The 13,480-nt window shown below is 43.5% G+C and carries 14 protein-coding genes and 1 pseudogene; 12 read left to right on the top strand and 3 right to left on the bottom strand.

Annotation, left to right across the window (positions count from 1 at the left end):
- Positions 1-467 precede the first annotated feature (467 nt).
- Together ACXAD8_RS10905 and ACXAD8_RS10900 are read right to left on the bottom strand one after the other, a co-directional pair.
- The gene (locus tag ACXAD8_RS10905; protein ID WP_475228332.1) at positions 468-836 is read right to left on the bottom strand and encodes a fatty acid desaturase family protein; all 369 of its coding nucleotides are present in this window, start codon (positions 834-836) and stop codon (positions 468-470) included.
- Positions 806-1,486 carry a hypothetical protein gene (locus tag ACXAD8_RS10900; RefSeq protein ID WP_475228330.1) on the bottom strand — a complete coding sequence of 227 codons (681 nt, stop codon included), beginning with the start codon at positions 1,484-1,486 and terminating at the stop codon, positions 806-808. The genes ACXAD8_RS10905 and ACXAD8_RS10900 overlap by 31 nt, the downstream gene beginning before the upstream one ends.
- 340 nt (positions 1,487-1,826) lie before the next feature.
- Here ACXAD8_RS10900 and ACXAD8_RS10895 point away from each other — a divergent pair, with 340 nt between their 5' ends.
- The 4 genes and pseudogenes from ACXAD8_RS10895 to ACXAD8_RS10880 all read left to right on the top strand — a co-directional run.
- Positions 1,827-3,038 (top strand): HD-GYP domain-containing protein, encoded by a 1,212-nt coding sequence (locus ACXAD8_RS10895; protein WP_475228328.1) that lies wholly within the window; start codon positions 1,827-1,829, stop codon positions 3,036-3,038.
- Between the two features lie 88 nt (positions 3,039-3,126).
- Complete coding sequence (locus ACXAD8_RS10890) at positions 3,127-4,161, top strand: GGDEF domain-containing protein (RefSeq protein ID WP_475228326.1); 1,035 nt, start codon at positions 3,127-3,129, stop codon at positions 4,159-4,161.
- A 105-nt stretch (positions 4,162-4,266) separates the two neighbouring features.
- Positions 4,267-4,761, top strand: a complete 495-nt coding sequence (locus ACXAD8_RS10885) for a hypothetical protein (RefSeq protein WP_475228323.1) — start codon at positions 4,267-4,269, stop codon at positions 4,759-4,761.
- Positions 4,762-4,861: 100 nt separating this feature from the next.
- A pseudogene (locus ACXAD8_RS10880) lies at positions 4,862-5,119 on the top strand (2OG-Fe(II) oxygenase family protein); the annotation flags it as partial.
- Between the two features lie 50 nt (positions 5,120-5,169).
- On the opposite strand, the gene ACXAD8_RS10875 reads toward ACXAD8_RS10880, so the two are convergent.
- Entirely contained in the window at positions 5,170-5,829 is a 660-nt protein-coding gene (locus ACXAD8_RS10875; RefSeq protein WP_475228321.1) for a hypothetical protein, read from the bottom strand.
- Between the two features lie 79 nt (positions 5,830-5,908).
- Here ACXAD8_RS10875 and ACXAD8_RS10870 point away from each other — a divergent pair, with 79 nt between their 5' ends.
- The 8 genes from ACXAD8_RS10870 (at position 5,909) to ACXAD8_RS10835 (ending at position 13,456) form a co-directional block, all read left to right on the top strand.
- On the top strand, positions 5,909-7,849 hold the full coding sequence (locus ACXAD8_RS10870) for an aspartyl/asparaginyl beta-hydroxylase domain-containing protein (protein ID WP_475228319.1): 1,941 nt from the start codon (positions 5,909-5,911) through the stop codon (positions 7,847-7,849).
- Between the two features lie 33 nt (positions 7,850-7,882).
- Entirely contained in the window at positions 7,883-8,398 is a 516-nt protein-coding gene (locus tag ACXAD8_RS10865) for a GNAT family N-acetyltransferase (protein ID WP_475228316.1), read from the top strand.
- Positions 8,399-8,649: 251 nt separating this feature from the next.
- Positions 8,650-8,988, top strand: a complete 339-nt coding sequence (locus ACXAD8_RS10860; protein WP_475228313.1) for a DUF6916 family protein — start codon at positions 8,650-8,652, stop codon at positions 8,986-8,988.
- Between the two features lie 63 nt (positions 8,989-9,051).
- Complete coding sequence (locus tag ACXAD8_RS10855; protein WP_475228310.1) at positions 9,052-9,582, top strand: phage tail protein; 531 nt, start codon at positions 9,052-9,054, stop codon at positions 9,580-9,582.
- 12 nt (positions 9,583-9,594) lie between these two features.
- A complete protein-coding gene (locus ACXAD8_RS10850) occupies positions 9,595-10,128 on the top strand; it encodes a phage tail protein (RefSeq protein WP_475228308.1) in 534 nt (177 codons plus the stop codon).
- Between the two features lie 29 nt (positions 10,129-10,157).
- The gene (locus ACXAD8_RS10845) at positions 10,158-10,691 is read left to right on the top strand and encodes a phage tail protein (protein WP_475228305.1); all 534 of its coding nucleotides are present in this window, start codon (positions 10,158-10,160) and stop codon (positions 10,689-10,691) included.
- A 413-nt stretch (positions 10,692-11,104) separates the two neighbouring features.
- Positions 11,105-12,241, top strand: coding sequence for an ISAs1 family transposase (locus ACXAD8_RS10840; RefSeq protein WP_475228303.1), 1,137 nt, complete (start codon positions 11,105-11,107; stop codon positions 12,239-12,241).
- Between the two features lie 93 nt (positions 12,242-12,334).
- Positions 12,335-13,456 (top strand): S8 family peptidase, encoded by a 1,122-nt coding sequence (locus ACXAD8_RS10835; protein WP_475228301.1) that lies wholly within the window; start codon positions 12,335-12,337, stop codon positions 13,454-13,456.
- The last annotated feature ends 24 nt before the right edge of the window (positions 13,457-13,480 follow it).

Raw genomic sequence — 13,480 nt, 5'->3', positions numbered from 1 at the left:
GTAAAAGCTTCCGGAGCCGGTCCGGACAGCCTAATGCTGGCAGTTTATAGCGCGGGATCACCGGGCGCAAGCGGGAAAACTGTGACATCCAGATGACAGCCTAAAAATCAAACAGTTAGTGAAAAAATTAGCGCTCATCCGATATATACCCAAATCACCTCAAGATACTGTTTCAGAGCTATCACAGCGCTTTCAGTACAAGGCGCATGTGAGAAGGAATGTCGGCTACCTTTCAAACACATGCAACACAGTAATGGAAGTGCTGTGTAGCTCCCGAAGGGCGTGGCTAAAAAACGTTTATACTGCATTAAAATGACTTAACGTGAGAGCAACCATGCCTACGTCATTTTTACTTGTCTAAACGTTTTTTATCTCACGCTGAAAGCTAGCATCTTGAGGTGATTTGGGTATATAAGCAGGCAGGTCGCTTTGCATTTTTCGGGTACCAGTGGCAATCGCCACAATTTTCAGAGTCGTTTAAAGATACTTTCCTGAATATAGGGCACTCCATATTTCTGACACAGAGCCTTAATCTGAGGTTGAATAAGTCGATACTGGCGCATGGGCAAGGCCGGAAAGAGATGGTGTTCAATTTGATAGTTCAGATACATTTGCGACAGATCCAGCCATTCATTACCGCAATGATAATTGGCAGAGCCGGTGATTTGACGTAAATAATAAGCATCGCCGCGACGCTGTTGCTTTTGCACATGGTGAAAGCGGCATAAATCTTCGCCGGCATGATTAGGCACGATAATAATAAAAGTGTGTAAGTTATGCAGTAACTCGGCTGCGATCCTGCACATCAAAAAACTGCTGCCGGCAGCAAAAGCCACTCCAGCAATAAAGGCAAAATAACAAAATGAAACCCGATATAAGGCAAGAATAATTGCAACCACATGACGCGTTGTGATTTATGCCGAAGATCAAAAAAATTGCTGAAGTCGATTTTATTGTAGCCCCTTAAATACGAAAGGGTGCGGGCGGAGTAGTAGGTAATTTTCCAGGTTGTGGCAAAAAACAACAAAATCAACGCTTTCACCAGCCAGGGGACTCTGGCAGAAGCCAGCCAGTCGAGATTCTCTTCCACCAGGTCCGGATCTTTCAACTCTCCGGTAAACGAATGATGCAGATAGTTGTGTTCATAATTCCAGGCTTCCGGCTTAATCCAGTCAAACCAATCAATATAACGTTGCCAGCCCTGCGCGTAATGTTTTGAATGATAGCGCTTCGGAATATCCGCTATTCTGTTGTAGCCGCCATGACCAATGTGGTGCATCAATAACCAGCTAATCATCAATGACCAGACCATGGTGATGCTGGCCAGAATTGTGTATCCCTGTACGGCACAAGCGATACCAAGCAGAAAACAAATATGGCCCATCAAGCCAATCGCGCGCATATGGTAATAATCTCGCTTGCTGACTTCGCTCTCTGCCTTTTTGCCAATGGCTTTAAGCTCCCTGATGAATTGTTCTGTTTCCATGTGTCCGGTTGAAAAAGTTGGCTTACCGATACCATAACACAATTTATTTAATGAAATAGGAGCGCAAAAAAAAGAGCACCATCGGCATTAGTTTTCGAGCCAATCGACAATGGCAAATACACGGCTGTAAACAGCGATTACAATGATTAATGTATCAGTGTCGGATTGGAATTTATTTTGGGGTAGTTAAATTAACCTGTTCCAAGGGAATTGTGAAACAGAGGCTGTTAAAGTTAATTTTTTCTTAAAAAAAGGCAACTTTAGCAAATGTCAGTTTGGTTACTTTACTAAGCTACTCTATGATAAGGGTAATCAATTAAAAAAGGGTTGTGTCGGGTTGATGAGTAAGTTGGTTGTAGTTCCCATTGATAAATTGCAGGTGGGTATGTTCGTTGAAGCCGTGCATAAGCAAAATGGTGATTTAAAAATCAAAACTCAGGGCAAGGTTACCAATGAAGGTGCCATTTCTATTCTAAAATCTAAGGGTATTCTTTCGCTTGTTGTCGACATGGAACGCAGTGACCTCCCTGAAGATTCAAAAGAGACCGACAATGCTTCATCAGAGACCTCAGAGCAAAAAGCTCACGCGAGAGGAACTGCCACTTTAGAATATGAACTGACCCAGGCCAGTGCCTTGTATGAAGAAGCCAAGCATTTGCAAAAGAAACTGTTGCACTCCATTCAGTCGGGTCTTCCGGTTAATTTTGAATCGATCAAAAATGTCAGTGAGAAGTTTGTTAACTCACTGGATCGCAATCCCAATGCTTTACTGTGTATGACTCATCTTCGCCAGAAGGATGCCTATTTGCTGGAGCACTCCCTCAATGTTGGCATTTTAATGGGCGCGTTTGCCCAATCATTAGAGCTGGACCCTGATGTGGTTTCTGAGCTGGCTCTGGCTGGTATGCTGCACGACATTGGCAAAATTGAAATACCGGATGAAATTCTGCATAAACCCGCGCGGCTAACAGACGAAGAAATGACGGTGATGAAAGGTCATGTGGTTAAAGGTCTGGAAGTTTTAAAAACAATGGACGGTATCACCGAGCGTTTATTCCATGTGGTGGCTCAACATCACGAGCGTCTGGATGGCTCAGGCTACCCAATGGGGTTGGACGATGCCGATATCAATTTTTATGGGCGCATGATTGCCATAGTGGATGGCTACGATGCAATGACTGCAGACCGTTGCTATAAAAAGGGCATGCCACCTAACCAGGCATTAAAGATATTATTAAAATGCAGTGAAACGGAACTAGACCGGGCTTTGGTAAACAAGTTTATTAAGTATATTGGAGTGCATCCGGTGGGAAGTCTGGTGAAGTTGGATTCCGAAAAGCTCTCGTTAGTCACTGAACACAATGAGAATGCGCCCTTATCACCAAAAGTGAAAACCTTTTTCTCATTTCGGTCCAATCACTTTGTGGCGCCCAAAGACGTTAATCTGGCAGACAAGCATTGTCGGGAAAAAATCGCCAGCGCGGTGCGCGCCGAGGATATTAAGATTAACTACCGAAAGTTCTTTCATGAACAGATAGTGTTGAGCAAGTAAATCCGGCACTGCGATATCATACTAAAGTTTAATTGAGAACTTATGGTTAGGGCTTAAGCTGGGTCATTACCTTCACAGAGAATGGTCAATGAACAAGCAAATACTCGATTCGGTGGTGTCACTAACTGAGCAAAAAGACCTGGATTCCGTCGGGATCAGTCTGTTGTCTACTATTGCCGAATACGTGTATTTTGAAAAAGCGTGTTTATACGAGTTAGAACGGAGCTGGCCCAATCCCATCATCACCGTTTTACTCGAACTTAAAGTCCAATCCATTGCCCCTCACTTTGTCTGGTATGCAAATCAAACACTGGTTAAACCCTCCACTCAACTGGTTACCTGTATAGATAGTCTGAAGCGTTCAGTCACGGAAAGTCGTGACGGCATGACTGAATTATGGGTACCTGTCATTGGGGCGGGCAAAAAGCTGGTATTGCATTTACGGGCAGAAAGTATCACCACAGAGAACAAATCGCTTATCAGCGCATTCGCTCGCATATATGGCAACAATCTCAGAGTGCTGGTGGAGAGCGAAAAAGATAAACTAACCGGTTTGTTAAACCGCCACTCATTTGAACGACATTTACGACAAATGCTGGCTAAGCAGGCCAGCAGACAAAAGCGCATGCAATCGGATATCCCCGCCCGGGAAGCTCATGCCGGTGATAAGCCCTGGCTGGTGATCATCGATATCGATTTTTTCAAAAAGGTGAATGATGTCTTTGGTCATGTTTGTGGAGATGAGGTTTTGCTCACGCTATCGCAAAAAATGTCCAGTTACTTCCGCTCCTCCGATTATGTATTCCGCTTTGGCGGCGAAGAGTTTGTCATCATAATGGAGCCAACCACCCGCTCGGATGCCTTCAAAAAACTCAACGACTTTCGCATGGAAATAGAGCAAGACAGGTTCCCATTGGTGGGTAAAATTACAGTGAGTATCGGGTTTGCAGAAGCCTCGCAGGAAGATTACGAACAGGTGCTAATGGAGCGGGCTGACAAGGCCATGTATTACGCCAAAGAGCACGGCCGCAATGCAGTGTATTGCTACGAGCAGCTTATCGAGGACGGTAACCTCGAACAAGAAGTGGTCAGAGCCAAAGATTCAGAGATTGATTTGTTTTAGTTTAACGCTCTATCAATTGATTTTTATTTACCCCTTTAATCGACTATAGTTTTGTCCTTAAATGCCTATTGCTACTGAACGCCATCAACATGAAAAGGATCTCTGATGCAACCATCAACTTCAGGTACTGAACTTTTACAGCGAATAATTACATTTCTTGAGCAGGTGGGGGTTCAGGTGAAGCTTACCGGGATTGATGGAGAGACATTCCTCCCGGGCGTAACCATCCATAATGGTCAGCTGTGGGTGGATAGCGAAAAACTAGAATTCCCCGGCGATTTATTGCACGAAGCTGGTCATATCGCGGTTCAACCTGCGGCAACCCGCCACCTTTTAAACGAAAATGTAAATGATTCAGGTCAAGGCGATGGTGAGGAAATCGCGGCGATTGCCTGGTCTTGGGCGGCATTGGAAGCAATTGGTTTGCCTCCCGAAGTGGTGTTCCACGAAGCAGGATATCGCGGTTCTTCAAAAAATCTTATCGAATGTTTCCAGAGCGGGGGGGTTTATGGTCAGCCTTTGCTTTCCTATTTTGGAATGTGTAAGCCGCTGAATGAGCCTGGCTCCTTTCCCAATATGCTGTGTTGGTTACGCCCTTAATGCTTGTGCACGATACATCAAATAATGGAATGAAAGCCAGAGACACTATGAAACCTGCAGAACAAATAATGGTTGATTTGACCGACTATCAGGCAGCTTTTTAACCGCCCATCATGAGGTGAACCAGGCAGAAGTTCGCAAAATTGCTTACGTGTTTAACTTTTCTAACAATTGGCATCCCGATTGGGGCGGACTTTTGCCATTTTTTTCAGCGGATATCACTTCCTCTGAAACCTGGATGCCTTTGTTTAATAGCCTGGTATTGTTAGATGTGGCATTGCCTCATTCAGTGACCTATGTAACTCCTTTCGCAGAGAATAATCGATACAGCATCACTGGATGGTTTAATGGCAAGTAGTTGCATCATCGCTAGAGCAAAACGCTCTGGCAGTAAGGAAAAAATGAACACTAGTGGTTTAGCTTAAATACTCGATTTATTTTCGCTTGTAAGCTGCTCATGGCGGCTACCTGAACATGATAATTTGTTACGACCTGTTCAATGCTGTTTTCGATTTCTTGCATTTCTGATTTACCTTCTGGAGTATCGTTACTAAGTTGTGCATTTTTCATTTTGGCATGACGAACTTCGAGATCACTTTTCTGTACATCAAGGCTGACGATCTTAAAATCGATATCTTTTATCTCTCTAATCCATTCGTCTCTCGTTTGTGGTGCCACCTGGTGATCTGGCATTTTTTTGATCAGGTTAATTAATTTGCAGCGAGAAGAAGTGTGTGCACAGGTAAGATTTAAGAGTCGGCCTGCGGTTGGGCACAATCCAACACGTGCAAAGCCATGTTCGGCAATAGCATTGACTAGCGGCATTTTACTGTTCTTGTCATAGGCAATTTTTTCATGCTGCATATCACATTTCCCGCAGCTGAGAGATGCCAGGTAACAGATATCTTCTTGATTCAGGCTCATTATTTTTCTCAATCCTTCCATTTTTGTAATGTGTTGTAATGTGGATTTGAAAAGGACTCTTGTTATAAAAAATAACTCATTTTGAGAAATATTAAAAAATAAAAATATTGGCAAATATATCAATATAGGTCTAGATTTATTCACAATTCAACAACCTCATAGTAGCTTTACTGTACATGAAGTTGAATGACTTAATGAACATGGATCAGGTAAGGAGACTGTTTTGGCGATTGCGTCACAGAAGTTGAACACGATACTGAGTTTTAATGCCGATAAATTAAAACGAGAGTTGCTTACTTTGGCTGAGGAAAACTGGTCAGCTCACGTTAATGTCGATGTTTATCATGGAGAGTGGCGGCTCTTGCCACTCAGGGCACTCGCGGATCACGAAAATGCCAATACTATTCTACAAGCAAATCAAATCCACAGTAATGGTGTCTGGATAGATTTGCCGGTTCTGAAACAGTTGCCCGTTATCAATGAGTTGTTGTCTCAAATACAAGCCCCAAAAAAGTCTGTGCGACTTATGAAGTTAGGTAAAGGTGCTAAGATTCTGCCCCATCGCGATAACGATTTGTGTATTGAAAAACAAGCTGCCAGATTACACATACCAATCCTTACCGCCACTGAAGTTCAGTTTTACTCCGATGGAGAATCTCTGGATATGAATGCTGGAGAATTGTGGTATGTGAATGCCGATTTAGAACATTCGGTGGTAAACGATAGTGATACCGAACGCCTGCATTTAGTGGTGGATATTCAACCGAATGACTGGCTGATGTCTCAATTTGATGATGCGAGTCTTGTTGCTAGCCAAACTGCTGCAACTGCAGAGCGTTTAGCTGTGCTCACTAATAAACTGCTTCAGGGGGAGAAAGACTTTGTCGCCTTGATGCCGGTTGTTAAGCAAATGGCGGATATCTACAGTGCCTGGACTGACATCGTCCTCGATGACGACATGAACAATTGGGATGACATCGACACCGGTGCAGGTGTTGCAATATCACCATTACAGGCCGCTAAATGCCAGGTGGAACCCATCAGAACTCAGACCTTTTTATTGGCAAATCAGGCGGCTATAACCGATATTTTGGCGTCTCGGTTGCGCAGTGGTGAGGGGCATGAAGGGCCCATCAATATCCTTTATGCTGGTACCGGACCATGGGGTTCAATTTTGACGCCACTGCTACCAAGTTTGAAAAAAGTCCCGCTCCACGTGACTTGTCTCGATATTCATCCTGAGAACGTCACGGCATTGCAAAAAGTGCTGCAACAGTTGGATGTCGAAGGTATGGTGACGATCCATTGTGCTGATGCCACCAAATGGTGTCCACCAGAAGATCAGCGCTTTGATTTACTCATTTCTGAGACCATGAGTGGTTTTTTATGCAGGGAACCTCAAGTTACCATTTTCTCTCACTTACAACAGTTTTTGAAACCTGACGGTAAACTTATCCCGGAAAACATCAGAACCAGTATTTGGATGGGAGAGCCGACAACCGTCTTCGATACTGACAAAATGGGTACATTGGGCGACAAATCGGGCTTGCCTTTCAAATTAGCCGACTTACTGCATTTAAACCGGGAGACCGCAGCCGCTATTCACAGAGGTGAGCAAGAACCTCTTAGTTTTGAATTCGTACTTCCTCCAGTGCAGGGTATCATCGACAGGTTTTATCAGGTAACAGATATTGTTGTATACAAAGAGCACTACCTTGACCTGCAGCAAAGCAGTTTATGTACTGCCAGCGCCAGAATGCACTTTCATGGGGTTGCAGGAGACCTTGTAAAGTATCGGTACGTGATCAATGAAGCTCCGGTATGGGAGGTGCAACTTCCCGATTATTATGCCAAGCAACCCGTCTTAAATGCAGACGAAAAAAGCGAGCAGGGGTTGGCCTATTTACCCCGGCTCTGGAGTAAATACCGATTGATGCCCACACCTCATTACGAAGCTCAAGAACTGCATCAAGAGTTTGAACAAGATGTGGCATTTTGTACTTTTTTTAGCGTGCCTTGCTTCAATATTATGAATTTTATGACCGATGGCTATCCCACTTTGCAAGAATTTGAAAGCTGGTTTAGCCGCCAGGCGGATAGTTACGAGCAAGATAAAATCGAAGAAGCTAATAAGCTATTCGCAAGTGTATGTTTTTTACCATGAGTGTTTTTTGAAGGTAAATAGAGAGTTTTATTGGTGAATAATTTAAATATACCCGAAGGCCTGCATATGCGGCCTGCGCAGGATAAAGATAAGCCATTTCTGGCCATGCTTCACGAGTCTGTGCGTCAGGACTTGTTACTCATTGATGCTGAAGAAGAATATATTAAGCAGATTGTTGAGATGCAGCTGCGAGCGCAAACGGAAGGTTATGGTCAGCAGTATCCCAATGCAATGTATTTTGTCATTGAAAAGCATCACGAACTCATTGGAAAGGTAACTGTAGATTTTGGTCACAATGAAGTGCGGCTCGTGGAAATCGCTTTTTTGCCTCAAGCCAGAGGGCTTGGGTTTGGCGAGGTCATCATCCGTTCACTAATGGTTGCCGCAGAGCAATCGAAAGTACCCATGACGTTAACTGTGGCACGCAACAATCCCGGTGCTTTCAAGCTGTATGTGAAGCTGGGTTTTGTTGTTGAGCAAGAAGATGATATGTACATTTTAATGACCTGGAAGCCGATGTTAAATGCTGGTCAATCCATAGTAATCTGAAAATTCAGCTGCAGTTAGTTGTGTTTTCTATGGTTTTTATTTTTGCAGTGTTTTTGTTTTGATGGTTTAGATTGTTTTAAATAAAAAGTGAAATAAGTGTGTTCTTCTTTGACTGATTGAAAGTCTGTTGTCTACGCTTTAAACACTTTTAAAAAATTATTTTATGGTGTTTTAATTTTTTATTTCATGCGTCCATTTATATAAGTGGGAGCAGATTCGAAACGTTAATTTAGGCTCTTTGAGGAGATGGTATGGAGAATTTTCGATTTGCAGATGTTTCTAAGTTAGTTGATGAAACATTCACCTTGCAGCTGTCTGATGTGGAAGGAACAGCGGTTTCCGACGGTGATGATGCAACCGTTGATACTTTTGAAGCTCCGATGATCAAGTGTGAAGCAGGGGCTTGCAATGGTGACGAGTGGGAAGCTTTTAAAGTGGTGTTTAAAGTTGCCCCCAAACAGGCAACTCCCGAACATCACTACATATTAAAACATGATGCAATTGGTGAAGTTTGCCTTTATGGCAGTCCAAACGATGCCGAGAATCTTGAGTTTTGTTGCTCCTACGATAAGTCAAAACTTAGCAGCTAACCCTCATTCGTTTGAACTTTAACGAGTTTTAGATTCAACTTATGGAATATCAGGAGAATTTTTATGGCGATGATTGACCCTTACCTGGGGCAAATCTCAATTACAGGCTTCAACTGGGCACCAGTTGATTGGGCCAAGTGTGATGGGCAAGTTACTCAGATAAGTCAAAATGCCGCCCTTTTTGCTTTGCTGGGCACATTTTATGGCGGAAATGGAACAACGAACTTTGCTTACCCTGATTTACGCGGTAGGGCCCCAATGGGCTGGAATCCTGGCATTGATAACCTCGGGTCAAAATATGGGTATGAAAGTATAATACTGACTGATGCCAATATGCCCTCACATACTCATTACCTGTCGTGCACAGATGCAAATGGGGATTTCCCGGGCCCCGCAGGCAGAGCGTTTGCGGAGTCTGTATCTAGCAGCGGAACCCCGCTCGATATTTATCATCCGGCTACCAGTACAGTGGAAATGAGTCCAAATACGCTGCCCACATCTGCCGGTGGCAACCAGGCACACTCCAATTTGCAACCTACTCAGGTGCTGAATTTTGTATTGTGTATTTCTGGTCTTTTCCCACCCCGCAATTAACAGGAGCGAATCATGTCAGAAGGTTATTACGGAGAAATTCGAATTTTTGGGGGGACCTATGCCCCAGCCAAGTGGTCCTTTTGTGACGGTCAGATATTGAGTATTAGCAGCAATACTGCTCTGTATTCATTGTTGGGTACTTATTATGGTGGCGATGGTCGCACTAGTTTTGGTTTGCCGGATATGCGAGGCCGCATTCCTGTGCACCAAGGAACAGGGCCAGGTCTAACGCCAAGAGCTATTGGACAGCGATATGGCTTGCAAGAAGTGTCGTTAACCGAAGGTGAAATGCCAGCTCATACCCATGTTTTGCAAGCCTCCACGAGCGCAGCAATTACTAATTCTCCTGTGGGGAATGTATTGGCTGATGTGTCCAATGCAGGAGGGTCGATGTATAAATCCCATGTTAGTGGCACTACACCTGTAGAGATGGCAGCCGGTGAAGTGCATTCAACAGGTAATGGCGTATCTCATGACAATATGATGCCTTGGAAATGCTTGTCTTTCATCATATGTATTCAGGGCCTCTATCCGAGCCGTTCGTAATCACAACCAAATTTTTTAAGGAGTTTCAAATGGCAAATCCTTTTATTGGAGAAATCCAAATGGCCGGATTCAATTTTGCAATCGCGAATTGGGCCTTGTGTCAGGGGCAATTGTTGCCGATATCACAGAATCAGGCATTATTCGCTATTATCGGATCTACTTATGGTGGTGATTGGCGAGTGACTATGGGCGTCCCCAATGTCAAAAGCAGGGTACCGTTGGGGGATGGTACGGGGCCAGGTTTGACCCCAAGACAGCTTGGACACTTTGGTGGACAAAGCACTGTGCAGCTTTACCAGTCGCAATTGCCTTTACATACTCACGGTAATATTAACGCGGAGGTTCCGACAAGTGGAGGCTCTCCGGGTTCTGATCAAATGCCGTCAAATATGTTCATAGGGACGCCAACCTATAGTTATGCAACTACACCTATACCAGGTGATTACATGTCGCCGAGTGCGATAAGTAGTGAAGGCGGTAACGTTGCTCATGAAAACCGACAGCCGTACTTAACCGTCAACTTTATGTTGGCGCTTGATGGAATATTCCCGCCGAGAAGCTAAGCAAAAAATTACAAAACCATGGCAGAGTAAACACTTACAGAAATACTTGCGGGTGTTTACTTTTTATCAACGCAATATTTTCATTTAACTGCGCTTCTCCCGTTGTATTGATGCTCTCTTGGAATTAAGGCTTGGGTTGGCACTCAATAGGGGCATTTAGGATTGGTTTATATCGATTGAGACGTGACGCAAAAAAAATCCATTACGTTAAAACAGAGCTAAGGTAAGCCTTTTTCGAACTACATTTGTACTTCTGATAACACATGTCTACGATAATAATGTAAAATAAAGTACATATTTTTTGCAAGTCAGGCTGTTATAGCTGACGACACGGCAAGATCGTTTTAATTTGAACTATTTAGCGATTGGATGATCAGATCAGGCAACCAAATCAAAAGCTTGAGATATTCATTATGATTGAAAATTCACTAAAACACTTCGAATCCATTGAAGACCCTCGTATAGATCGCTGTAAACGCTATGAGCTGATGGATATCCTGTTGTTATCTGTCTGCGCAGTAATTTCAGGAGCTGAAGGTTGGGAAGATATTGAAGATTTTGGAAAACTTAAGCTCGACTGGCTCAGGCAATATCGCCCCTTTGAACAATGTATCCCCCGCCACGACACAATAGCCAGGGTTATTTATCGTCTTAAGCCTGAAGAAATAGAAAAGGCGTTTCAAAATTGGATATCGGAGCTGATTGATGTCACCGGATGTGATGTTATTGCCATTAATGGTAAAACCGCCAGACGGTCTTTTCAGACACGAGAACGAACAAACCCATTGCATGCAGTCAGTGCGTGGAGCTGTCAGCATCAGCTTGTACTGGGACAGGTAGCCGTTGACCAGAAAAGTAATGAGATCACTGCCATTCCTGAACTATTGAGCTTACTGGATATTGAAAACAGCATCATCACACTGGATGCCATGGGTTACCAGAAAGAAATTGCCAAACAGATTGTTCGAAGCAAAGCGGATTATGTTCTGGCACTCAAAGGAAACCACTCCGGTTTACAGGCGGAATTAGAGGCCTGGTGGCATAAATCTGTCCGCGAAGGGTTAACAAAGGAGCAGTACAGTGAACATACCGAAACCGACTCCGGTCATGGAAGAATAGAGGTACGCCATTATGAACAGTTAGTTGTCGATCCTCAGTGGCTTGCCAGAGAGTACCGCTGGACAGGACTGAAAACAATTATCAAAGTCACCGCCCGGATTGAAGAGAAAGCCAGCGGCAAAACAACAGAAGAAACGCGTTGGTACATCAGTTCACTGCTTCCGGACGCCGCGCAGGCCCTGCATGCGGTCCGAAGTCACTGGCAGATTGAGAGTATGCACTGGACGTTAGATATGACTTTCAGAGAAGATGAATCAAGAATACGAAAAGGAAACGGCGCATTGGCCTTCAATGTACTGAGGAAAATAGCACTCAACCTGTTTAAACAGGATGACACCGTGAAAGCCAGCATGGCGCGCAAGAAGAAAATGGCAGCACTGGACGATGAATTCCGCTCAGTGCTGATAGAATCAATGATTAAAATGCGCTAGCCGTGGGTGAATGCTGCATGAACCCTGTTAGTTTTTTAATTGATAGCTAGTAGTACAAAACCTAATAACAAGAGCTGCCAAGGACAACAACTGATGCGTGATTCTTTACTTATCAATGTAAGCAAAACTTGTTGTTTATTAATAACGTGGCTCCCTATTTTAATAAGCTTACATGTAAAAGCTGAAAACAATTGCATTACCAATTTTGGAGAGCGCATATGCGGTGACTTCAAAATGACAGGTAGTGTTATCATAAAAAGTTCCGAATCTAAGCTCGATCTGCAAGACTTACTAAAAAAACAACTGACTCAAATTGCCTCTCTGAAACAATCAAACTTTTATGTTTTCGAATCTGAACACCCAATCACTGATGCTACAACACTCTCTTCGTTACCATTTATAGAATACGCTCAGCCCGATATTATCCAGAAACGTGATAACAACAATGCAACATTAAAGGATAAGGCTATTGACTTTGTTTCGTTCTCCGAAAATCCGCAAAAAGGTCGTGCTATCAACATCGCTATCATCGATAGCGGCTTTGATTTAAGCCATGAAGATTTGGAGGGGGTAAATATTAAATTTTCTTATAATGCTGACGATAAGAATTTAGATATCGCTAATAATTCGATGAAGAGCGGGCACGGCAATCTTGTGATGGGAATTATATTTGCCCAGCACAATGGGGTTGGTATTGATGGTGTCGCACCTGAGGCTTCATTAATAGCGATAAAGCAACCGCTCAATCGTACTATCAGTACAGTTTTGTCCTTTACTGTCGCTGATCTCGCGGGGGCTCACATAATTAACTGTTCATGGAATTCGCCGAGGTTAATGCAACCCGTCTATGATGTCATTGTTGATAAAGTTGCGAACGGGCGAAGAGGTAAGGGAATTGCTGTCGTGTTTGCGGCTGGTAACAACGGGAGTGAATTACAGGAGCACAGTGTAGAAGCGGCAATTCCAGAAGTGCTAACCGTTGGCAATGATAAACCCTACAGCAATTTTGGAGATCTTGTTGACGTGATTGCGCCTTCTGAATTTATGAGTGTCAACATTAAAGGAGACTATAGTAAGTTTGATGGCACCTCCGCTTCTGCCGCTTTTGTAAGTGGCTTGTTAGCATTGGAATTCGAGAGATTTCCAAACAAAGGTCTCAAATACCTATTAACGGATTTTAAGAAAAAAATGGTGGACATAAATCAGCAACGTTGATTTGTAATAAGTTGTAATTGATCT

This window comes from Planctobacterium sp. AWH2_060, assembly GCF_056158425.1.
The sequence above is the reverse complement of the archived record's forward strand: the minus strand, read 5'-3'. Positions and strand labels throughout refer to the sequence as shown.